Source organism: Chryseobacterium sp. JV558, assembly GCF_033712365.1.
Lineage (GTDB): Bacteria > Bacteroidota > Bacteroidia > Flavobacteriales > Weeksellaceae > Chryseobacterium.
On the sequence record NZ_WJHU01000007.1, the window covers coordinates 72510 to 95933 of the forward strand.

22 protein-coding genes are annotated in these 23424 nt (G+C 36.5%); 12 read left to right on the forward strand and 10 right to left on the reverse strand.

The genetic code is table 11. The features are described 5' to 3' along the window. Window positions 1-71: 71 nt before the first annotated feature. Together GFU89_RS19860 and GFU89_RS19865 are read right to left on the reverse strand one after the other, a co-directional pair. Entirely contained in the window at window positions 72-2531 is a 2460-nt protein-coding gene (locus tag GFU89_RS19860; RefSeq protein WP_318848779.1) for a vWA domain-containing protein, read from the reverse strand. A 12-nt stretch (window positions 2532-2543) separates the two neighbouring features. Next, entirely contained in the window at window positions 2544-3062 is a 519-nt protein-coding gene (locus tag GFU89_RS19865) for a sigma-70 family RNA polymerase sigma factor (protein ID WP_318848780.1), read from the reverse strand. Between the two features lie 174 nt (window positions 3063-3236). On the opposite strand from GFU89_RS19865, the gene GFU89_RS19870 reads away from it, so the two are divergent. Then, window positions 3237-4439 (forward strand): aminopeptidase C, encoded by a 1203-nt coding sequence (locus GFU89_RS19870; protein WP_318848781.1) that lies wholly within the window; start codon window positions 3237-3239, stop codon window positions 4437-4439. A 186-nt stretch (window positions 4440-4625) separates the two neighbouring features. Beyond that, on the forward strand, window positions 4626-4790 hold the full coding sequence (locus tag GFU89_RS19875) for a bacteriocin-like protein (RefSeq protein ID WP_318848782.1): 165 nt from the start codon (window positions 4626-4628) through the stop codon (window positions 4788-4790). 228 nt (window positions 4791-5018) lie between these two features. Here GFU89_RS19875 and GFU89_RS19880 read toward each other — a convergent pair whose 3' ends face one another. Further along, on the reverse strand, window positions 5019-6080 hold the full coding sequence (locus GFU89_RS19880; RefSeq protein ID WP_318848783.1) for an NADH:flavin oxidoreductase: 1062 nt from the start codon (window positions 6078-6080) through the stop codon (window positions 5019-5021). 166 nt (window positions 6081-6246) lie between these two features. Here GFU89_RS19880 and GFU89_RS19885 point away from each other — a divergent pair, with 166 nt between their 5' ends. Beyond that, entirely contained in the window at window positions 6247-6639 is a 393-nt protein-coding gene (locus tag GFU89_RS19885) for a helix-turn-helix domain-containing protein (protein WP_318848784.1), read from the forward strand. Window positions 6640-6747: 108 nt separating this feature from the next. Then, the gene (locus GFU89_RS19890; RefSeq protein ID WP_318848785.1) at window positions 6748-7164 is read left to right on the forward strand and encodes a carboxymuconolactone decarboxylase family protein; all 417 of its coding nucleotides are present in this window, start codon (window positions 6748-6750) and stop codon (window positions 7162-7164) included. A 31-nt stretch (window positions 7165-7195) separates the two neighbouring features. Here the strand turns inward: GFU89_RS19890 and GFU89_RS19895 are convergent, their stop codons facing one another. Both GFU89_RS19895 and GFU89_RS19900 read right to left on the reverse strand, forming a co-directional pair. Continuing rightward, on the reverse strand, window positions 7196-7540 hold the full coding sequence (locus tag GFU89_RS19895) for a hypothetical protein (protein WP_318848786.1): 345 nt from the start codon (window positions 7538-7540) through the stop codon (window positions 7196-7198). An 84-nt stretch (window positions 7541-7624) separates the two neighbouring features. Continuing rightward, window positions 7625-10057: a thiamine pyrophosphate-dependent enzyme gene (locus GFU89_RS19900; RefSeq protein ID WP_318848787.1), complete on the reverse strand. Its 2433-nt coding sequence runs from the start codon at window positions 10055-10057 to the stop codon at window positions 7625-7627. 137 nt (window positions 10058-10194) lie between these two features. Here GFU89_RS19900 and GFU89_RS19905 point away from each other — a divergent pair, with 137 nt between their 5' ends. Further along, window positions 10195-10488: a hypothetical protein gene (locus GFU89_RS19905; protein ID WP_318848788.1), complete on the forward strand. Its 294-nt coding sequence runs from the start codon at window positions 10195-10197 to the stop codon at window positions 10486-10488. Window positions 10489-10618: 130 nt separating this feature from the next. After that, the gene (locus tag GFU89_RS19910; RefSeq protein WP_318848789.1) at window positions 10619-11428 is read left to right on the forward strand and encodes a hypothetical protein; all 810 of its coding nucleotides are present in this window, start codon (window positions 10619-10621) and stop codon (window positions 11426-11428) included. A gap of 74 nt (window positions 11429-11502) precedes the next feature. On the opposite strand, the gene GFU89_RS19915 is transcribed toward GFU89_RS19910, so the two are convergent. From GFU89_RS19915 to queA, 5 genes are all read right to left on the reverse strand, one after another. Beyond that, on the reverse strand, window positions 11503-12480 hold the full coding sequence (locus GFU89_RS19915) for a polyprenyl synthetase family protein (protein WP_318848790.1): 978 nt from the start codon (window positions 12478-12480) through the stop codon (window positions 11503-11505). A 71-nt stretch (window positions 12481-12551) separates the two neighbouring features. Next, entirely contained in the window at window positions 12552-13460 is a 909-nt protein-coding gene (locus GFU89_RS19920; RefSeq protein ID WP_318848791.1) for a hypothetical protein, read from the reverse strand. Between the two features lie 335 nt (window positions 13461-13795). Beyond that, a complete protein-coding gene (locus GFU89_RS19925) occupies window positions 13796-14746 on the reverse strand; it encodes a sterol desaturase family protein (RefSeq protein ID WP_318848792.1) in 951 nt (316 codons plus the stop codon). Between the two features lie 73 nt (window positions 14747-14819). Then, entirely contained in the window at window positions 14820-15854 is a 1035-nt protein-coding gene (gene rlmN / locus GFU89_RS19930) for a 23S rRNA (adenine(2503)-C(2))-methyltransferase RlmN (RefSeq protein ID WP_318848793.1), read from the reverse strand. A 71-nt stretch (window positions 15855-15925) separates the two neighbouring features. Beyond that, on the reverse strand, window positions 15926-16975 hold the full coding sequence (gene queA, locus GFU89_RS19935) for a tRNA preQ1(34) S-adenosylmethionine ribosyltransferase-isomerase QueA (protein ID WP_318848794.1): 1050 nt from the start codon (window positions 16973-16975) through the stop codon (window positions 15926-15928). Window positions 16976-17129: 154 nt separating this feature from the next. Between queA and GFU89_RS19940 the strand changes: the two genes are divergently transcribed. The 6 genes from GFU89_RS19940 (at window position 17130) to GFU89_RS19965 (ending at window position 23368) form a co-directional block, all read left to right on the forward strand. After that, a complete protein-coding gene (locus GFU89_RS19940) occupies window positions 17130-17363 on the forward strand; it encodes a hypothetical protein (RefSeq protein WP_318848795.1) in 234 nt (77 codons plus the stop codon). A 65-nt stretch (window positions 17364-17428) separates the two neighbouring features. Further along, a complete protein-coding gene (locus GFU89_RS19945) occupies window positions 17429-18121 on the forward strand; it encodes an AIM24 family protein (RefSeq protein ID WP_047378211.1) in 693 nt (230 codons plus the stop codon). 55 nt (window positions 18122-18176) lie between these two features. Beyond that, window positions 18177-19712, forward strand: a complete 1536-nt coding sequence (locus tag GFU89_RS19950) for a hypothetical protein (protein WP_318848796.1) — start codon at window positions 18177-18179, stop codon at window positions 19710-19712. 329 nt (window positions 19713-20041) lie between these two features. Beyond that, a complete protein-coding gene (locus GFU89_RS19955; protein ID WP_318848797.1) occupies window positions 20042-21439 on the forward strand; it encodes a Gfo/Idh/MocA family protein in 1398 nt (465 codons plus the stop codon). Continuing rightward, the gene (locus GFU89_RS19960; protein WP_318848798.1) at window positions 21429-22343 is read left to right on the forward strand and encodes a sugar phosphate nucleotidyltransferase; all 915 of its coding nucleotides are present in this window, start codon (window positions 21429-21431) and stop codon (window positions 22341-22343) included. Before GFU89_RS19955 ends, GFU89_RS19960 begins: the two co-directional genes overlap by 11 nt. Further along, window positions 22334-23368, forward strand: coding sequence for an aminoglycoside phosphotransferase family protein (locus tag GFU89_RS19965; RefSeq protein ID WP_318848799.1), 1035 nt, complete (start codon window positions 22334-22336; stop codon window positions 23366-23368). Before GFU89_RS19960 ends, GFU89_RS19965 begins: the two co-directional genes overlap by 10 nt. Window positions 23369-23424: the final 56 nt, after the last annotated feature.

Below are 23424 nucleotides of genomic sequence, written 5' to 3' on the forward strand. Positions count from 1 at the left end.
CAATAAATATTTGATAAACCGATTTTTTAAATAAAGAAGAGAAATTTCCGAAGAAATCTCTCTTTCTAAAATTATTTTTGAATTGTTTTATAACTCTCTATCAACCTTAAAAATTCTGATCGGTAGCCTTCTTCATCTTTATTTTTGCCTTCTTTAGCCAGCTTCTCAATATCAGAAAGTTCTTTTTTTGTAATCAGTTCCGAATTTCTGAGTACCAAACCGAACCATGCTACGGATGAAGCAAATTTAAAGTCCGGACTCACTGAAGATATCCTGCTGTCATCATTTTTAACAATCTTACTGATCTCGCGGCTGGTATCTCCATCTGGTTTTTTATATCTGAATTTTATGGTTGCCAGTTCATCTCCAAATTCTTTCGATGAGGTATTCTGAGTATATTTCAAATCGCTTTCTTTGGGAACAAAATCTGATTGTACATCTGCAGGAATCACTTCATATAAAGCTGTAACAGTATGTCCGCTTCCAAGTTCCCCGGCATCAATTTTATCATTGACAAAGTCTTCGTTTTTCAGTTTTCGGTTCTCATAACCGATAAGACGATATGATTTTACATATTCAGGATTAAATTCAATCTGAATCTTGACATCTTTGGCTATGGCATACATACTTCCTGCAAATTCTTTTCCCAGAAACTTATTCGCCTCCTGCATATTATCAATATAGGCATAATTTCCGTTTCCTTTATCTGCAAGGGTTTCCAGGGTATTGTCTTTGTAATTGCCCATTCCAAAACCAAGGCAGGTAAGAAAAACTCCTGATTTTCTTTTATCTTCAATCAGCGTTTGAAGATCTGAGGTTGAAGACATTCCTACATTGAAATCTCCGTCTGTTGCGATAATGACACGGTTATTACCATCCTTTACAAAGTTTTCCTGGGCCAGTTTATAGGCCAATTCAATTCCTGCTCCACCAGCTGTACTTCCACCTGCCTGTAGATGATCCAATGCTTCAATAATCTTATCTTTTTCTCCTGCTGAGGTAGGTGGTAAAACCATCCCTGCACTCCCTGCATATACTACAATTCCTACTTTATCTTTAGGTCTGAGCTGGTTCAGCAAAACTTTAAAGGAAGATTTCAATAGCGGAAGCTTATTTTCTTCATTCATTGAACCGGAAACATCAATAAGGAAAACAAAATTGGATGCAGGCAGCCTGTCCATTGGTATATTTTTTCCCTGAAGCCCTATTTTAAGTAATTTATGTTTCGGATTCCATGGAGATTCACTGTATTCGGTATTAATTGAAAAAGGGTCTCCATTTTGAGGTTGTGGATATTCATATTTAAAATAATTGACCATTTCTTCGATTCTCACAGCATTTTTATCAACTGCCTGTCCGTTATTAATCATTCTTCTTACATTGGAATAGGAAGCATTATCAACATCAATAGAAAAAGTAGACAAAGGCTGGCTGCGTGTGAGTTCAAAAGGATTTTCAACAAAGGCATCATAGCTTTCATCATTCTGAGTCACTGGCGAAACCTGTTGTTGCTTATTAATTGCTTCCTGAAGTTTTTTCATTCTTTTTCTTTCCCTTCTTGAAAGATCTTTGGTAGTTACCACAACTACTCCATTTGCTGCCTTACTTCCATAGATCGCCGTAGCAGAGCCTCCTTTTAAGACATTCATACTTTCAATTCTGTTAGGATCTAAATTTTTGAAGTCATCAGCTTTTGTCAATACTCCGTTAATTACATATAAAGGGACATTTGCTGGTGAAATAGAAGCAGCTCCTCTGATCAGGATCGGGCTATTATTACTAAGAAATCCTTGATTAATACTGTTAACTGTACTTTTATTTCTTGAAGAAGTACTTACCTTTATTCCTGGGGCACTTCCCTGTAATGAGGCATAAACCGGTAAATTATTTACTGAATTAATCGTAGCTGTGCTTGATGAGGTAACAGATTCCACTTTTCTTTTTATACCCATGGCAGTAACAACAACCTCTTCAATACTTTTAACCTGATTGGTGTCTTTTCTCTGACCGGAAGAAATATAAGTTGCTTTTTTATCAGCATTGATTTCTCTTTCAGTATAATATTCAGAGATTACCGGTTGATACACATGATCTGAAGGTACAGGAATTGGTAAAGCCAGAGGTGGAGGAACTGTCACAGAGTATTTGATAGGATCCGGATTGATAGCCAGATGTTCTACAGGTTTAACAATCTTCTTTTCTTTTTGGAGATTATCCTTTGTTATACTATCTATTTTTGCAATATCTGTTTTGTTAATTGGTCCTCTTGAAGTTGTATTTTTTACAATTACAGGTTGTAAAGGTTCTACAATTTCTTTTTTATTGATAAAGTAAAAAGCGCCTAAACCAATGACCAGACTTGCGGCGATACCATACGGCAGCCAAATAGGAATGGCTCTCTTTTTTTCTTCTTTTTTATCTAATTTTTCTTCAATTTTTCCCCATACTTTTTCAAAACCAGGAAAAACAGTTGGCTCTTCTGAAAGCTTAGAAGCTTCATTGAATTGTTGATCTATATGATTATTTTCCATTGTTGTAAAAGTTTAAATGTTTTGATTCACTAAAAGTTCCTGCAGCTTTTTCCTTGCAAAATTGAGCTGTGATTTTGAAGTCCCTTCACTAATGGAAAGCATAGTTGCTATTTCTTTATGAGGATATCCTTCAATAGCGAAAAGATTAAAGATTGCTCGGCAGCCCTCTGGGAGAAAATTCAGTAAACTCAGAATATCTTTTTCCAAAGAAAGGTTGTCCGTTGTCCCTTCAGAATGATCTATGAAATTCTCTTCCAGAGAAATCAACAATCCTTTATTAGATCTTAATTTCTGCAGGCATTCATTCACTGCAATTTTTCTCGCCCATGCTTCAAAGGTTTCAGGGTTCTGAAGCTGAGTGATTTTTGTGAAGATTTTATAGAATGTATCGGCCAATACTTCTTCTATATCTTCGTCGTTTTTCAAATAGCGTCTGCAGACTGCGTAAAGCCTGCCCGCCATTTTCTCGTAAACCTTCCGCTGTGCATTGCGGTCGCTACGCTGGCATTCTAGTAATAATTTGTGTTCCATAGTCAGGAGTTATATCATTATAGATGCAGAAACTTTTGCTGGGGTTGGAAACATGGTCAACTTTTTAGAAAAATAGTAAAAAAAACATTTTTTTTGCATTTCAAATTTAACTTTTCCTTCTGTAACAAATCTCTATTATCAACGACTCTTAATATAAATAATCTTTTTATAGTAATGAAAAATGCCAAAATTGCATCATTACTTTTTGTTTTGTCTGCAGGAAGTATGATGTTTGCCCAAGATGACTTAATCAATAAGTTAAAAAACAACCAATCACAAAATGCTAATTTTCAGTTCACAACGTTAAAAGACGTTGGCGCAACTTCTGTAAAGAACCAGGGTTCATCAGGAACCTGCTGGAGCTACTCAGGAAATTCATTCCTTGAATCTGAAATGCAGAGAATGGGCAAAAAACCTGTAGATCTTGCCGAAATTTTTACAGCAAGAAACTCTTATCATGATAAGGCTAAATTATATGTTTTAAATAATGGAGCAATCAGTTGGGGTGACGGAGGAGAACTTCACGACGTAATTAATATGTACAAAAAGTATGGAGCAGTTCCTCAGGATGTTTATACTGGATTAAAATCCGGACAGACTACAAACAACTTCAAGGAAATGCAGGGAAAACTGAAGCCGGTTCTTGACAGTCTTGTTCAAGCTTCTTCTAAAGGGAAACTGACAGATAACTGGATGGATTCTGTAGATGCTATTCTTGATGAGTATTTAGGAAAAGTACCTGCTAACTTTACGTATGAAGGAAAAAACTACACTCCAAAAACATTTGCAAAGGAAGTGGTAGGAATTGATGCTGAAGATTATGTAGAGTTATCTTCTTACAAAGACTATGCTTATTATCAGAAATTTGTAGTTCCGATTCCTGACAACTGGAGCCACGATTCTGACTGGAATGTACCGATGAAAGATCTTACAGCAATCATTGATAACGCAGTAACTAAAGGATATTCTGTAGGTTGGGCAACTGACGTTTCCGAGCCTTATTTCTCTTACAAAAACGGTGTGGCGTATGTTCCTGATATGGATCTTGATCAGATCACAGCAGAGAACAAGCAAACTTTGTTTACGGAGCCTAAAAAAGATAAAACAATCACTGAAGATATCCGTCAGAAAGCACTTAACAATCTTTCTACAACGGATGATCACGGTATGCATATCGTAGGTTTGGCAAAAGACCAGACTGGTAAAGAGTACTATATGGTGAAAAATTCATGGGGAGTAACCAATGATTTCGCCGGATATATTTATGTAACAAGACCTTACGTTGAATACAAATCAACAGCAATCCTTGTTCACAAAAATGCAATCCCAAAAAGCATCTTAAAGCAATTAAAACCAACCAAGAATATTGGTTTGTAAGAAATCATTTCTGTCCTTTAAAGGGCAGTTTTAGATATTTAAATCTGTTAAAAACGCGCTCCCGGAAATTCTGGGAGCGCGTTTATTTTACAATATTACTGAAATATTATATTTCACATTTTAGTGCAAAGTATTGTTTAGTTTTCAAAAAATATTATATTTGTATGAATCAACAAACTAATCAATATGAAAAATCTAAAGAGATTAACAAAATCGACATTAAAGAACATCAATGGTGGAAATGCACCACAGTGTGAGGGTAATACTGTTGCCTGCCGTCATAAAGCTGAAGGTGGTGTTCCAGCATACTGGACATGTGAACCAGCTGCAACCGGATGCAGATTTTTATAAAAATAGCTATCAAAGCTTTTAGAAACTGTTTCTAAAAAACAAATAAAAACCCGATTTCAGAAATTCTGAAATTGGGTTCTTTAATAAATAGGTGAAAATTAAATATAAAATAAAGTGAATTATACTGATTTAATACCAGATTGAATCGTCAATTTTGCTTCGCAAGTGAATAAATTATGCTGTTAAAAAAAATCGACAGCGAAGCGAATTCACAATTCTTGATTGATATTAAAATAAAACGCTCATACTTTCTGCTGAAAAGTCCAGAAGAGCTTCGGTATTTCCGTCTTTGATCTTCTGTACCCACTGATGATCCTGAAGAATAGCTCTTCCTACAGCAACAAGATCAAATTCTTCATTATCCAATCTTCTGATCAGTTCTGTAAGATCTGTTTTTTCTGTTCCCTGTCCTGCAAAAGCATTAAGGAAATCTCCGTTTAAGCCTACAGAACCTACTGTAATGGTTGGTTGTCCTGTAATTTTTTTAGCCCATCCTGCAAAGTTCAGATCAGAACCTTCAAATTCAGGTTCCCAGAAACGACGCTGTGAACAGTGGAAAATATCTACCCCAGCTTCTTTCATTGGTAATAACCAATCTTCCATTTCATTAGGAGTAAATGCCAATCTGGTTTTATAATCCTGCTGTTTCCATTGTGAAAGACGTATGATAATGGTAAAATCCTCTCCTACCGCTGCTCTGATGGCTTTCACCACTTCAACAGCAAATCTGCTTCTTTCTTTTAACGTTTTACCACCATATTCATCTGTTCTTGTGTTGGTTACTTCCCAGAAGAATTGGTCGATAAGATACCCGTGAGCACCATGAATTTCAAGACAGTCGAACCCAAGGTCTTTTGCCGATTTTGCAGAGGCTGCAAACTGTGCGATAGTATCCTGAATATCTTCAATCGTCATCGTAGAAGCCTTTTCCATTTGAACTAACGGATAGTCTTCTGCCATTCTTGTATCTCCCACGTGCCAGATTTGAGGACCCATTTTACCTCCATTCTGATGTACAGTATCAATTACGTTTTTCCAGCCGTTTAAAGCTTCGTTTCCGTAGAAATCAGGAATATTCTGTAAGTTCTTTGATCCTGGTCTGTTGATCACTGTTCCTTCAGAAAGAATCAATCCTACTTCTGAAGCGGCTCTTCTTCCGTAATAATCTGCTATACTTTGTGTAGGAACTCCATTGTCAGACTGTGCTCTGGTCATAGGAGCCATTACGATTCTATTTTTAAGCTGTAAATTTTTGTATTGAAACGGTTTAAATAATGATGATGTGCTCATATTTAAATTTGTATTTTATAATTGTTACACAAAGTAACTAATAATAGTTCACTTTTGTATCTTTTATTAAAAAAATAGTGGTAACTTCGCAGTAACTTACATTAGTAACATCAAAGTAACGTATATAACTTCGGTTCCATATGATATTAAAAATAAAGATTTCCTTATGAAAAAGAATGAATTAATGCAATACAGCTGTCCTCTGGGCAAGGCAATGGCCGCTTTGGGAAGCAAATGGAAGCCCATTATTGTTCTGGTTATTAAAGACAGGAAGTTACGTTTTGGAGAGCTTGCAGTACGAATCAAAGTTATCTCCAGAAAAGTACTCACCGATCAGCTGAGGGAGATGGAAACAGACGGACTTGTTATCCGTGAAGAGTTTAAAGAACTTCCTCCACGCGTAGAATATTCACTTACAGAAAAAGGATTGGCTTTGCTACCGATTTTATATTTACTGGAGGAATGGGAAGCAAAATACCAGGTGAAAGGACTGCACGCAGATAAAGATTGTGCTTTTTTGAATGAGGATGTGAAAACTAAAAAGGCTGTCAATGTTTGACGGCCTTTTATTTTAATTTGTACTTTCAAAAAGGTAAGTGTATAACCAAAAAGTAAGTATATAGGTTCTGAAGCATTTCTCATGCAAATTTGCAGAAAAATATTTATTATGAATTACAAAGAAATTGCAAAAGAAACTATTGGACATCTGTATAAAGCTCATACCAGCATTAGAAAATCCGGGATTGATGAAAAATTAATCGCTCTGGTAGAACTTCGGGTTTCACAAATCAATGGCTGTGCATATTGCTGCAGCTATCATGCAAAAGAACTTTCCAATTTTGGCTTTGAACAGGATATCATTAACAGGCTTCCGGGCTGGAAACATACCAATGCCTTCGATAGTCAACAAAAGCTTGTTTTAGAATGGACTGAAGCAATAATTTACAATAAAGATGAATGGCAAAATATCAAGTCAAAACTAATAGAGCAATTCACGGAAAGAGAAATTGTAGAACTTACGGCAAGTATAACTCTGATGAACACTTTGAATAAGCTGAGGCTTGCTTTAGCGGAAGGAGACTAATCAACAAAGAGGTGTCAATATATATTTGTTTTTATTTGGGAATTGATAATTTATTAAGTTTTATTTGAACGCTTTCATGATAGCTACCATTAATATAATTCACAAATCCTTTCTCTATAACAGCTTTTGAACCTGCTTTAGGAATTGAATCTCTATATTCAAAATAAAGGGTATCATTCTTTAAATCATAACTTCCAATATACACATCTTTATCCCGCATCATTCCCTGAGAGATAAATTCGAAGCTTTTATCATCATACATTTTCAAATATATCCAGCCTAAAGGAGCTTCTCTGTCTGCCAGCAAAACTTCTTTTTTATACTCTTTTTTACAACTTATAATAATTAATATTAAATATAAGAGTCTAATTTTCATGGTTTATCATTGAAGGATTCAAACAAATATAAAATAAAAACCGCTCCCAAAAGGAAGCGGTTTTAAAATTTATTTAAAAGCCCATTAGAATATCGCAGGATATTTCTGAGGATTTGTTTCATTAAACATTGCGTAGATCTTTTCTACCATATCGTCTGTAGACGGCTTACTGAAATAGTCACCATCACTTGCATACGCAGGTCTGTGATCGTTTGCTGCAATTGTCAACGGATCAGAATCCAGATATCTGAATGCTTTCTGCTTTTCAAGGATCTGCTGTAAGATAAATCCTGTAGTTCCACCTTCCACATCTTCGTCAATCACCACTAATCTGTTTGTTTTCTTAACACTTTCAGCAATTTCGTGAGACAAATCGAAAGGAATCAACGACTGAATATCAATTACTTCTGCAGAAATTCCTAATTTCTCCAATTCATTGGCTGCTTCTGTTACAATTCTCCACGTAGAACCGTAAGTGACCAAAGTAACATCTTTTCCTTCTTTAGTTACTTCAATTTTCCCTACAGGAACTGTGAATTCTCCTAAGTTATCCGGTTGTTTTTCTTTTAATCTGTATCCGTTCAGACATTCTACAATGATTGCAGGTTCGTCAGCCTGAAGCATCGTATTATAGAATCCTGCTGCTTTAGTAAGGTTTCTAGGTACCAATACCAGAATTCCTTTTGAAAGGTTCAGAATACCTGCCATTGGAGAACCTGAATGCCAGATTCCTTCTAATCTGTGACCTCTTGTTCTAATGATCAATGGCGCTTTCTGACCTCCTTTGGTTCTGTAATGTACGGTTGCCAAATCATCACTCATTCCCTGTAAACAGTAAAGAACATAGTCTAAGTACTGGATTTCAGCGATTGGTCTCAAACCTCTCATTGCCATACCAATTCCCTGTCCAAGAATGGTTGCTTCACGGATTCCTGTATCAGCGATACGTAGAGCACCGTATTTTTCCTGCATTCCTTCCAATCCCTGGTTTACGTCACCGATGTTTCCCGTATCTTCACCAAAGATTAAGGTTTCAGGATATTTTTCAAAAATTTTGTCAAAGTTATTTCTGATCACTACTCTTCCATCAACATCCTCAGAGCTGTCGGAATATACCGGCTTGATCTCCTGAACGTTTTCAGATTTCCACTCAGACTGAGAGTATAAGTGAGAAGAATAGTTGTCTTTTTCAACAGCTGCAACTTCATTGTATTTCTGCATCAGCTGATTTCTTTCTGCAGAGTTGGTACCTCTTGTTGCCAGTAAAGCTTTTCTTACTAAATGGAAAATATCCTTTTTAGCTTTTGAAACAAGCTTATTGAATTGAGAAATGTATGTTTCAACTTCAGCATTCTGTCCTTTAAGGTTTTCTACTAAAGGTAAGATAGACTGAATAAGTTCTGAAACTGCTTTCTGATAGTTTTCCCAAGCCGTTTTCTGTCCTGCTTTTGCAATCTTTTTTGCTTCTTCATCAATAGCTTCAAGCTCTTCAGCAGTAGCAATCACCTCTTCATTTCCATCAATCTCAATAGAATAGTTCAGAATCCATTCTTTGAATTTTGCCAAGCCATCAAACTCAGCTTCCCAAGCCAGACGTTCTTCATTTTTATATCTTTCGTGAGATCCGGATGTAGAGTGCCCCTGAGGCTGAGTAACATCAATTACATGAACCACTACTGGTACACTTTCTGTTCTTGCAAAATGTTCTGCCTTAGCATATGCATCCAATAATGCAGGATAATCCCAAGCTTTCACCTGAATGATTTCACATCCCTGGTTCTCTCCTTCTTTTCTCTGGAAACCGCTTAGCATCTCACTGATATCCGCTTTTGCTCTTTGGTTCTTAGTAGGAACAGAAATTCCGTATCCATCATCCCAGATAGAAACAATCATAGGAACCTGAAGCGCACATGCTGCATTCAGAGTTTCCCAGAAATGACCTTCTGCTGTAGAAGCATCTCCAATGGTCCCAAAAGCAATTTCGTTCCCTTCTCTTGAGAATTTTTCTGAACCGTCAAATTTTACACTTTTATAAATTGTAGAAGCCTGAGCCAGTCCTAATAATCTTGGCATCTGACCTGCAGTAGGAGAAATATCCGAAGATATATTCTTCTGAGCTGTCAAATCTTTCCAGCTTCCGTCTTCATTTAAACTTCTTGTTGCGAAATGCCCGTTCATCTGTCTTCCAGCTGAAGCGGGTTCTCTTTCAACACTTGTATCTGCATACATCTGTGCAAAGAAACTTTCTACCGTTAAGGCATCTATTGCTAATGCAAAAGTCTGATCCCTGTAGTATCCTGAACGGAAGTCTCCATTTCTGAAAACTTTCGCCATTGCAAGCTGAGGAAGTTCTTTTCCATCCCCAAAAATTCCGAATTTAGCTTTTCCAGTGAGTACTTCTCTCCTTCCGAGATAAGACATTTCACGAGAGATCCTTCCTAACCTGTAGTCTTCAAGTATCTGATTTTTAAAATCTTGAAAGGATATTTGCTGTGTTTCAATATAGGTTGTTTGCATAGCTAAGTAAAAAAGTTTTTTAATCTTCAAGTATTTTGCTAATATACACTTTTTAAATTAATTTTAATTTTTAATAATCTTTTTTAAAAATTTGATAATAAAAAAAATTGTGCTTTATTTTGATAAAATTTGTAAAGATGGAAAAAAAATCACCTCACATTTTGAATGCTTCTAGCAATCTTTTAGGATTTTCATTGATTATAATGACGTCCCTTAAAATCGCTAAAATGAGCCAGAGTACGTATTTGGATGAATTTGCAGGCATTGCCAGCATCTTTTTTGCATGCAGCTGTTTCTTTTCATTCCTTGCTATCAGAACGAAAACGGAAAAGCGGGAATACACATTTGAGAGTATTGCGGATTATTTATTTTTAATCGCTTTATTTTGTATAGTTCTAGCCGTTATTATTGTAAGCCTAAAAATGATTTAATTCCAAAACACTAGTTCAATTATCATTATTGAACTATAAGTCATAGATATTTATCGAAAACCGTTTATTTTCAGTTTTCTGGTATATTATTTGAAATTAGTGTTAACAATTATTTTAAAAACACTATAAGATGACAAGAAAATTACTGACCGTAGTTAAGGTTTTTGCCTTTTCTACACTTTACTTCGCACAGGTAGGAATAAACACACCGAATCCTCAAACGACCTTTCATATTGATGGAGCCAAAGACAACTCAACATCCGGAGCTCCTTCAGCAGTACAGCAAATTAATGATTTTACAGTAACTAATTCAGCTCAAGTAGGAATAGGCACAACTGTTCCAACAGAAAAGCTGGATGTAAGTTCAGGAAATGTACGTGTTCGAAATATTAATTCCAATATCGGAATTGGTGGAACAGACAGGGTTGTTGTTGCAGATGCTACAGGTATCTTGAAAACTATAGACTTTACAGCCTATTCATTATTCCATGCGCGTTTGGCTGCTGATCAGAACATCGGCAGTGCTGCTTCAATTGTGACACTCATGTTTGCCAGTCCAGTTGCTACCTCACCATTTTATTCTTACAATACCTCTTCAGGTGTTCTGACATTTAATCAGGCAGGTAATTATCTTGTGACTTTGCAGGCAAGTTTTGCCAATATTTCTGCAGGAGCGCAATTACTTTTAGGGATCAGACCTGTTCCAGACAGCAATTATCTGGGAAGGGGAAGCCACTATGCCGGAGCTTCAACTCCTACGCTGACTGCTTCAACAAGAATTGGTGAACTAATGAATTACACGACAGTAATTGTAGTGCCTACAACAGGTTATCAGATTCGTTTTACGGCAGCTCCCAACCAGGCAAGCACTATCTTATCAACAGAGATGGGGCCTACAGGAAATGGAAATGTAACGAATGTAACGGTACAGAAAATATAAGCAGGAAAATCATAAATATAAAGGCTTCGGCGCACCAAAGGTGCGCCGAAGCCTTTATTTTATCAATATTTTTTTTAAAATTTTCGCTCAATTACGTAATCCAACATGCTATGTAATGATTTTCTTGCTTCAGAATCTGGAAACTCATTCAGAAGATCTTTCGCTTTCTGCTGGAAGTCTTTCATCACTTTAATGGAATATTCCAATCCACCGGAGCTTTTAACAAATTCTATAAGTTCTTTTACACGCTTGGGATTGTTATTATAACGTTTTATGGTATCGAAATAATACTTTCTATCCTTCTCATCAGCCATTTTCAAGGTATGAATTAAAGGCAGGGTCATTTTCTGTTCTTTAATATCAATTCCTACAGGCTTCCCGATCACATTTGAACTTAAATAATCGAAAAGGTCATCTTTGATCTGGAATGCCATTCCTGTAAAGGTTCCGAAATCCATCATTTTCTTAGCAAGAGCTTCATCTGCATTGTTGGACAGAACTCCTATTTCACAGCACGCAGCAATCAGAGTCGCTGTTTTCTGGCGGATAATTTCGTAATAAACATCTTCTGTGATATCCAGTTTTCTCGCTTTTTCCAGCTGAAGAAGCTCTCCTTCTGACATTTCGCGGATCGTTCTGGAAATTACTCCAAGCAAATCATAATCTTTATGGTCTGTGGATAATAATACGGATTTTGACAAAAGATAATCGCCTACCAAAACCGCAATTTTATTCTTCCACAAAGCATTGATTGAAAAGAAATTACGGCGTTTGAAGCTTTCATCCACTACATCATCATGTACAAGAGTAGCAGTGTGAATCAGCTCGATCATGGACGCACCACGGTAGGTTTTTTCAGTCACCTCACCTACCAGTTTGGCACAAAGAAACACAAACATTGGACGCATCTGCTTTCCTTTGGTGGTAACAATAAAACGGGTTACTTTATCTAATAAAGCCACTTTACTCTGCATTGATTCATAAAACTTCTGTTCAAAAAGTTTCATTTCATCATTGATCGGTCGTTTAATCTCTTCTACAATATTTGCCAAAATCTGCGATGCTGGGTGAATAATTATTAATTATCACAAAGATAATTTTTTTCGCTCAATTTTAAGACAAATTAATCTTTGAGTTCATCTTTCGGGATAAAATAAAAAGAGGGTTTTGTAGTTCCCAATGGAGATTTGAATTTTTCCCCGGAGATATAAATTCCTTTTTCATCTACACTTATCCCTTCAATCTGAGCTAGTGAAAGAGCTGTTCCCAGATAGTAGTGCTTTGGTTTTTGTTTGAAAAATATTCCGGGCTCTGTTTCCGTAAAGATATCTAAAAAGACTTCCGTGTTCTTGGTATATCCCACCAGATAAAGCTTTTTATCAAAGTAGGAAGCATCTGTAACCACAAAACCTGTTTTATAAGCTTCTACCTTTTCTGCTTTTTGCAGTTCGGAAATATTGGGATCTATAATATAATGAGAGCTTGCTTTTGCAGCCCATTCTTTAGTAAAGATATGCAGTTTCCCATTCAAATAGATCATGGCTTCTGCATCGAAATCATTTCTGGCATTTTTGGAAGTAAATTCAGTTTGTTCAGGATAATAAAAAGGAATTGTCGTTCCATCTAAAGCTCTTTCCGAGCCAGGAATTTTAATGTTAATAGAAGTATCAAGACGTTCGTAAGGAACTTTATAGATCATCAGATCTTTCCTTGTTCCTGCATTATTTCCAAAATCTCCGATATAAAAATTCTCACCGTCATTAGCCAAAGCTTCCCAATCATTATTAATCAGATTGGTTTTCAGTGTTCGGATAATTTCGCCATTATTTTTATCAATTTCAAAAAGCTCGGCTGGATTTCCACTATCGTTGAAAGTGTATAATTTCCCGTTTAAAATATCAAGTCCTGAATTTTCTTCAATCTTATCATTCAAATAATTAACCCTGTATTTTTTTATTTTCAGAAAGTCGGCCTGCTGGGAAAATGCAGATTGAGCAATGATGAGAGTAACAATCAGAAGGATTTTTTTCATACAACAAAAGTAGGATTTTATTCTGAGTTGGTGAGTTGGGATGTTGAAACTATATGAGTATAGATTCCTACGGAATGGACAAACTAATCGTTTTATTACTCCACACCCCTTGTCATTCCGCAGGAATCTAAATATTGTATGTAGTCCTTTAAAAAGAATTCTAATTTTGGAGGCTTGAAAGTCTGAGAGAGTTTGAGAGTTAAAGATATTTTTTGCAAATTGCTTGGCTCTTTTTACTTTTCACTTTCAACTTTCACCATCATCTTCCTAAAACAGGAAAACGGGCTAAAATAGCCCATTTTCCCTTAGATTTCTATTGATTTTAAAAACAGAAGTTAAGCAGTTTTCTGCTCTTTCTGAGTTTGCTGTTGTTCTTTCTTTTTTTCCTGTTTTGCAAAGTATTCTTTTTGGTATTGCCTTACCGTTTTTCCGGTTCCGTCATGTCTCCATCCTGGTGAATTGAAAATATAATTGATCCTGTCTGTGAATTTTAATCCAGGTTGTTTAAGATCTTTCCAGATTTTCCGCCATTCATAAAAAAGAACCGTATCTGGTCTGTTGTCCGGCATTTTAGGATAGATTCCGAATTTTACGGGAATATTAGGATCTTCTTTTTGAAAGGTTCCAAATATTTTATCCCAGATGATCAGACACATTCCCATGTTTTTATCCAGGTATTTTACATTGCATGCATGGTGAACACGGTGGTGGGAAGGAGTAACAAGAATGTATTCTAAGAATCCCATTCTCTTCACAGTCTGGGTATGAACCCAGGTTCCATATACCTGGCCAACCGCATAGGCCACCATAATAAGCCATGGATTGAAACCTAAAAATGCAAGCGGTGAGAAATATAAATATCTGTAAAGCGGCTGTAGTACAGGACTTCTGAATCCTGTTGTAAGATTAAAATATTCTGAACTATGGTGCGTAATATGAACTGCCCAGAATGCTCTGGAACGATGATCAACATAATGCAGGACATAATAGGCAAAATCTGTGATGATAAAACAAGCCAGCAGATACCATACACCAAGATCCCATGAAAAAAGTCTGTGATTGTAGAAGAAAAACATAACGCCCATGGCAAAAGCCTTCATGATAAGGTCTAAACCAAAGTTCATCAATGCCAGATAAACATTGGTAGCAAGGTCTTTCCCACTATACAGCTTAGCTTCTGAAACGTGGCTGTAAATCATTTCAGCTAAAATAATAGTCGCATGCAGTGGTATAGACCATGCATAGACATTTTCAAGCCCATCCTCATTCATAAGAAAATCCATCATCACAAAATAATTTGTGCAAAGGTAGGGTTTGGCCTATGCTTTAAGAAAGCCTTATATTTTTTTTAAGGAAATTTTAATCTGTTGCTTTGTTTGCTAATTGCCCACAGGCAGCATCAATATCACCCCCACGGCTTCTTCTGACCATTACAGTAACGCCTGCATTTTCTAGCTGACGGATGTAATTTTCTTCCGCCTGTTTGTTACACTGATCATATTTTCCATCACCAATCGGGTTGTACTGGATAAGGTTTACTTTTGAAGGAACCTGTTTGCAGTATCTGATTAAAGCTTTAATGTCTTCATCTCCATCATTGATTCCTTTCCATACACAGTATTCAAAAGTAATGACAGATCCTGTCTTCTGATACCAGTACTGAAGAGACTCCATAATATCTGTCAACGGAAATTTATCAGAGAATGGCATGATCTCGTTACGCTTAGATTCGATAGCTGAGTGAAGGGATAAAGCCAGTTTCACACGCAGTTCATCATCTGCAAGCATTTTAATCATCTTTGGAATACCGGATGTAGAAACTGTAATTCTTCTTGGAGACATTCCCAATCCTTCCGGCTGGGTAATTTTTTTGATGGCTTCCACTACGTTTTTGTAATTCATCATCGGCTCTCCCATTCCCATAAATACGATATTAGAAAGCGGTCTCTCGAAGTACATTCTACTCTGGCTGTCAATCAGGGCTACCTGATCTACAATTTCAGCTACTTCAAGGTTTCTCATCCTTTTCAGTTTTGCCGTAGCACAAAATTCGCAGTTTAATGAGCATCCTACCTGCGAAGATACACAGGCTGTAGTTCTTGTTTCTGTAGGAATAAGAACAGATTCCACCATCAATCCGTCATGAAGTTTCACACCGTTTTTGATGGTTCCGTCAGAACTCTTTTGAAGAAGATCTACGGAAACAGGGTTGATTGTGTATTCTTCGGAAATTTTTTCACGAAGAGATTTCGAAAGATTCGTCATTTCATCTATCGAATGGAGGTTTTTGCTCCATAGCCAGTCATAGACCTGTTTCGCACGAAACGGTTTTTCTCCTAAAGATTCAAAGTAATCTTTAAGCTGGTCTAGTGATAATATACGGATATCTTTCATTGTAAGGTTGTAGATTATAGGCAGCAGGTGGCGGATAACTACTATCTGCCACCTTTTACCTATTATCTTTTTTATAGAATTAACATTGCATCACCGTAAGAATAGAATTTATACTTTTCTCTTACAGCTTCTTCATAAGCCTGCATTATGAAATCTTTTCCGGCAAATGCAGCAATCATCATAAGCAGTGTAGACTTCGGTGTATGGAAGTTGGTGATCATTGAAGTAGCAACTCCGAAATCGTGAGGTGGATAAATAAATTTATTTGTCCATCCGTTGAAAGCAGAGATCTTTTTATTTGAAGAAACAGAAGTTTCCAATGCTCTCATCGTTGTAGTACCTACGGCACAAACTCTTCTGTGAGATTCTACAGCTCTGTTGATAAGATCCGCATTTTTCTCGTCGATGATGATCTCTTCAGATTCCATTTTGTGCTTAGAAAGATCTTCTACCTCAATTGGGTTGAATGTTCCCAATCCTACGTGAAGTGTTACCTCAGCAAAATTGATTCCTTTGATCTCTAATCTCTTCATCAAATGTCTAGAGAAGTGAAGACCTGCAGTAGGTGCAGCAACAGCTCCTTCTATTTTAGCATAGATAGTCTGATATCTTTCTGCATCTTCCGGCTCTACTGCTCTTTTGATATATTTTGGAAGTGGAGTTTCTCCCAATTCTTTTAATTTCGTTCTGAATTCGTCGTAAGAACCGTCGAATAAGAATCTTAACGTTCTTCCTCTTGAAGTGGTGTTATCGATAACTTCCGCTACTAAGGATTCATCTTCAGTGAAGAATAATTTGTTACCAATTCTGATTTTTCTTGCTGGATCTACCAAAACGTCCCAAACTCTGGTTTCTTTATCAAGTTCTCTTAATAAGAAAACTTCAATTTTAGCACCTGTTTTTTCTTTATTTCCGTAAAGACGAGCAGGGAAAACCTTAGTATTGTTGAAAATAAACAAATCATTTTCATCAAAATAATCCACTACATCCTTGAATAATTTGTGCTCGATAGTTTGTGTTTTTCTATCAAGAACCATTAATCTAGCTTCATCTCTGTGCTCTGATGGGTGTTCTGCTAATAATTCCTCAGGAAGATCAAAATTAAAATCTGATGTTTTCATTTTTTAAATTACGGTTTAAAAATTATTGAAATTACAAGGTGTAATTTTCGGAGTGCAAATATACGACATTGAATACCCCTTTGTCAAGTATTATTTACAATCAAATATAAAACCGTGATTTTACGGGGAGTTTTGAAGCTTAAAAAGTTTATTTTTGGGAAAATTAAAATTCACCATGGAGCCAGTAAGCAAAATCTACTTCCTTAATAATCCGTATCCTAGTGGTCATAAAATAAGTACATCCATCTGGAGTAGTCGGATTGATAAGGATCAGTTTATGGGGTTTGAATTTCATTTAAAAACTGAAAACTACTATGCAAATACTGAGAAAGAAAGTGAAGACCTGCCCGCCTGGGATTCCAAATCTATTGGAAAATTAAAGGAATAAGAGAGAATACAAACAAAATCAAATCGATAACCGCATAAAACAACCAATCAAAAAAAATTATCATTATGAGTAAATATTCAATTGAAGCATTTATCAACGAAACAAAAGAAAATCCACAGCAAAGAGATTATTTTGAGCTGGAAACCAAACATCTTCTGGAAATCAACCTTAATAACCAGGCGGTATGGACTAAAAAAGGAAGTATGGTAAGCTACGTGGGAAATGTCAATTTTGAAAGACAGGGAATGTTGGCTGGCGGAATTGGAAATCTCCTTAAAAAAGCGATCAGCGGTGAAGGAAGTAAGCTTATGAAAGCGGAAGGAACCGGAAAATTGTATGTAGCAGATTCCGGAAAGAAAGTCCGTATTCTTTATCTGAATAATGAATCCGTATGTGTGAACGGAAATGATGTTCTTGCCCATGAGCAAAGCGTAAAAAGTGATATTACCATGCTTAAAAGTATTGCAGGAATGATGTCCGGTGGACTTTTCCAGGTGAAACTTTCAGGAACGGGACATATTGCGATTACCACTCATGGAGATCCATTGACTTTACTGGTAACTCCTGATACACCTGTGTTCACAGATCCCAATGCTACTGTTGCATGGTCCGGAAATCTGAGCCCGGAACTTAAAACCAATGTTTCTTTCAAAAGCCTTATCGGAAGAGGAAGTGGTGAAGAATTTCAGATGAAGTTCTCTGGCCACGGATGGGTATTGATTCAACCTTATGAAGAAGTTTATTATATGGAAAAATAAAGTCCGCAAACCTTAGAGGTAATTTTGTATTTTCGTAGTACTTAAAGCAATAGCAATGAATACTATTATAAAGCTATTTTTTCTGATCGTTATAATTCCTAATACAATTATAGCCCAAAAATCAAAGAATAATTACGAATACAATATAGATCTTCTTCATATGTCCAATGATGAAGTCCGGGTTTCTTTTGCTCCCCCAAGGAACAATCTTAAACAGGGTAAGTTTATTATTCCTAAGCTGGTTCCCGGATTTTATCAGGCTATGAATTTCGGACAATATGTTTCGAATTTTACAGCCACCGACAAAAGCGGAAAAAAAATACCAACTGAGCGTTTGGATAAAAACAGCTGGCTGGTACACGACCTTAAGCATGTACACAAAATATCATATCAGGTAGCTGACGGCTGGGACTCTTTAAAAAACGATACTCAGGAAGCCAAATCTCCAGGCAGCATGTTTGTAAAAGACAGTGTTTTCGTGATCAACTATAATTCTTTAGTGGGATATTTTGAAGAAATGAAAGATATTCCTTATCAGATTAATATTACAAAAAACAAAGATTTTTACGCTTCTTCTGCCCTGGATTATAAACAGAAAGATAAAAATACGGATGTCGTCTGGGCTAAAGATTATAGACAATTGGTAGACTCCCCTGTCTTATATTGTGTTCCTGATACAACATGGCTGAAAATAGGCCATACCGAAGTTCTTGTCTCATTCTATAACAATAAAGAACGGCATTATTCAAAAACAATAGCCCGCGAAATAGAAAATATTCTAAAAAATCAACAAGCATATCTGGGAGGAACATTACCGGTAAATAAATATGCTTTTCTGATCTACTATGAATCTTCAAACGAGAGCGGATTTCTTGGAGATGGCCTGGAACATTCCCATTCTACAGTCTGTCTGTACCGTTCGGGAAGTATGAAGTTTCTTCCGAATGCTTTAAACAGGGTGGCATCCCATGAGTTTTTCCATATTGTTACTCCTCTCAACATTCATTCAGGAGAAATTCAACATTATGATTTCCTGAATCCTGTCATGTCTAAACATCTTTGGTTATATGAAGGAATAACCGAATATGCGACCATACATATGCCTATCAAACAAAAAATGATCAGTCTGGAAGATTTTGAAAAAAGCCTGGAAGAAAAGATACACGGTATGAAAGAGTTTGACAACAAATCTTCTCTTACGGAACTGAGTAAAAACTCCATGGAAAGACAGGATCAGTATATGAATTTTTATCAGAAAGGAGCATTAGTAGGGTTATGTCTTGATATTAGATTAAGAGAGCTCTCCGGCGGTAAAATGGGAACTCAGGATCTGATGCAGCTTCTTATGAAAAAATATGGTGAAGGGAAATATTTCAATGATGATGATCTGTTTGATGAAATTACAAAAATAACCTATCCGGAAATACGTACTTTTTTCAGAGATTTTGTAGAAGGTACCCAGCCTATTCCTTTGAAAGAGTATCTGGAAAAAGCAGGTTTTAACTATGATGAAGCCACCGGAAAAGTAACCTCTTTCCCTAACCCGGATTCAAAACAACTGGCGCTCAGAAAAGCCTGGATTAATCAATAGATTTTTAGATAAAATGGCAAAGAGGCAAAAGTTAAATGAAGATACTCTCCTACTCTCAAACCTTTTCATCCCAACAACTCTAAAATTCTTTTCCAAACAATAAATATATAATATCCGGATTCCTACGGAATGGACAAAGTGAGCGGATGCATAAAGTGCTTAGGTTGTCCATTCCGTAGGAATCTATACTCTTACAATTTCAATGCTCTTACTCTAAAACCTTCTCACGCTCTCACCCTCAAACTTATAAACTCTCCAACTCTCCCATTCAATATCTCTCACGCCATCGGGATTTACAAAAGTTTTTAATATATTTAAGAAAAAAATAGATGGACAATAGCAATTCGCGCAGAAACTTTCTTAAGACGGCAGCTCTGGCAAGCTTTGGGGCACTGGTTTTACCCAATTCATTATTTGCCTATTCCAATGATTTTAAAACAGATAAAAAAGTCCGTGTCGGTTTCATCGGTGTCGGTCTTCGTGGTCAGGAACATGTAAAATTACTGGCAAAACGTAATGATGTAGAGATTGTAGCATTTGCAGATCCTGAGAAAAGAATGCTTGCAGCTTCACAAAAAATATTGAAAGACAATAATAAATCGGCTGCTCAGGAGTTTTCCAACGGTGAATATGACTATCGAAATCTTTTAAAATTAAAAACAATAGACGCTGTTGTGATTGCTACTCCATGGGAATGGCATCTTACACAAGGGGTGGAAGCAATGCGTGCCAAAAAAATTGTGGGCATGGAAGTTTCAGGAGCGATAAAACTTCAGGACTGCTGGGAATTTGTAAAGGTATATGAAGAAACGAAAGTTCCTATCTTCATGATGGAGAATGTATGTTACCGAAGAGATATCATGGCCATTCTGAATATGGTCCGCAAAGGTATGTTTGGTGAACTGGTACATGGAAGAGGCGGCTATCAGCATGATCTGAGAGGTGTACTTTTCAATGACGGAATCAATCCTTACAATTCCGGTGCTGAATTTGGAGAGAAAGGATTCAGTGAGGCAAAATGGAGAACTGAACATTACGTAAAGCGCAACGGGGAGCTTTATCCTACTCATGGACTAGGTCCGGTTGCCATGATGATGGACATTAACAGAGGAAACCGTTTAACGAGATTATCTTCATTCTCCTCAAAATCTGTGGGACTTCATAAATATATTGTTGAACATCCAAAAGGGGGAGAAAACCATCCTAGCGCGAAAGTAAAATTCAACCAGGGAGATGTGGTAACAACACAAATTGCCTGCGCCAATGGTGAAACCATTCTTCTTACTCATGATACAAGTTTACAGAGACCTTATGATCTTGGCTTCAGGGTTCAGGGAACTGAAGGATTGTGGCAGGATTTCGGATGGGGAGATTTCAACCAGGGGCATATTTATTTTGAGAAAACAATGAACCATACCCACCGTTGGGATAATACTGAAAAATGGATGACAGAATACGATCATCCAATGTGGAAGAAGTTTGAAAGCTCGGCTGCAGGAGCAGGACATGGCGGAATGGATTTCTTTGTAATGAATACTTTTATTGAATGTATCAAACGAAATATAGAATTCCCTATGGATGTGTATGATCTTGCGTTGTGGTATTCTATTACACCATTGAGTGAAGAGTCTATTGCCAAAGGCGGTCAGGTAGTTGATATTCCTGATTTTACCAATGGAAAATGGAAGACCCGTAAACCTGTATTTGGAATGACCGATGAGTTCTAAAAAGACATTACTCATATTAGCAGGCGGATTAGGCAGCAGATACAAAGGGCTCAAGCAGGTGGATGGAATACTTGATAATGGTTCGCCGATTCTTGAGTATTCTATCTTTGATGCATTAGAAGCCGGCTTCCAAAAAGTGGTCATTATTGTCAATAAGCTGATTCCTCAAAGTTATATTGAAAGGCTCAATACCATTTCAAAGACTAAAAATTTTGAACTGCATTGGGTGTATCAGGAAATAGACAGTATTCCTATTTCGTTGGAGGGTTTTGATTATCCTGACCGTGAAAAACCATGGGGAACTGCTCATGCTGTACTTTGTGCCAAATATTCGATACAGGAACCTTTTGTGATGATCAATGCGGATGATTTTTACGGAAAAGAAGCGTATCAATTGGCTGCACATGAAATAAACCATCATCATATTTCAGATTTACAATTGGGAATGATTGCTTATCCTGTAGGAACTACATTGAGCGGTAACGGAGCTGTAGCCAGAGGAATATGCACGCTGGATCCGGAAAATGATCTGATCAAGGTTGAAGAGCAAACTTCCATTCAAAGAATAAATAATTCTATCATTTATATTAAAAATGGAGAAAATGTAAAATTAGATCCTGACACATTAGTATCTATGAACTTTTTTATATTTCATCCTCATATTTTCTGCTATCTGGAAGCTTATTTTTATGATTTTATAGAATCTGACCCACTACCAACCCAGGAGTTTTACATTCCTTCTGCTGTACAGAGAATGATAGATGAAAACAGAGTAAAAGTACAGGTAAAAGCCTCTCCTTCTCAATGGATGGGTGTCACTTATGCTGATGATAAGAAGGAAATTAAAGGTTTTCTGACTTCAGAAATTAAAAACAACAGATACCCGGAAGATTTATGGAGGTAAATGATATTGTCATTCAATTTATTGGCACAGATAATTATGATCTTACTCCTATTACTGACGGACTGATCAATACCACCTACCTTTTGGAAGATAAAGATCAGGGGAAAAAGTTTATCCTGCAAAAGATCAATCATCATGTTTTTAAACAGCCGGAAGTTATCGTCAACAATCATTTAATGATTAATGAACTTCTAAGGTCAAATAACTATCAGTTTCAAATCATAGAGCCCATCCCATCTCTTACTGATAAACTTCTGGTAAAAGATGCTAATGATGATCCATGGCGCATGCTGAGCTTCGTAGAAAACAGCACTACCTTTCTTACCGCTCCATCTTTACAAACGGCTTTTGAAGCAGCTAAAACTTTTAGTTATTTTCTGGCTACCATAAATACTGAAAAACTGCCTGCTATTGAAGATGCACTACCTAATTTCTTAAATTTTGAGAAAAGGGTTGCAGATTATAAACACTCATTAAAGAATGCAGCTCCCCATTTAAAAGAAAATGCAAAAACTGAAATAGAAATCACCAACCAGCTTCTGTCTTTGCCTGATCAATGGATAGAAATGGAGAAAAGCAATCAGATTCCGAAAAGAATTATCCATGCAGATGTAAAAATCAGCAATATCCTTTTCGATCAAAATCATCATCCGTTAGCAGTAATTGATCTCGACACCATGATGATTTCTACTATTCTGTATGATTTTGGAACAATGATCCAGTCTTATACCAATACCACCCATGAAGATGATGGAAAGGCCAGAAACAATTTCAACCCTGAAATGTATAAAGCTGTAAAAGAAGGATTTTTATTCTATCTAAAGGAAAAACTAACCCCTAAAGAATCTGACAATCTTGATTATGCCGCACAGGTCGCCATTTATATCCAGGAGCTTCGTTTTTTAACGGATTATCTGAACGGAAGTGTTTATTATGCTACAAAGTATCCTGAGCATAATTTAGACCGAACCAAAAATCAGCTGGAGCTGTTGAAAGGCTTGAGAGCATATTTGGGAAGTGAATGATCTAAGTTATTATAATTCTAAGGATTACATACAATATCTAGATTTCTACGGAATGA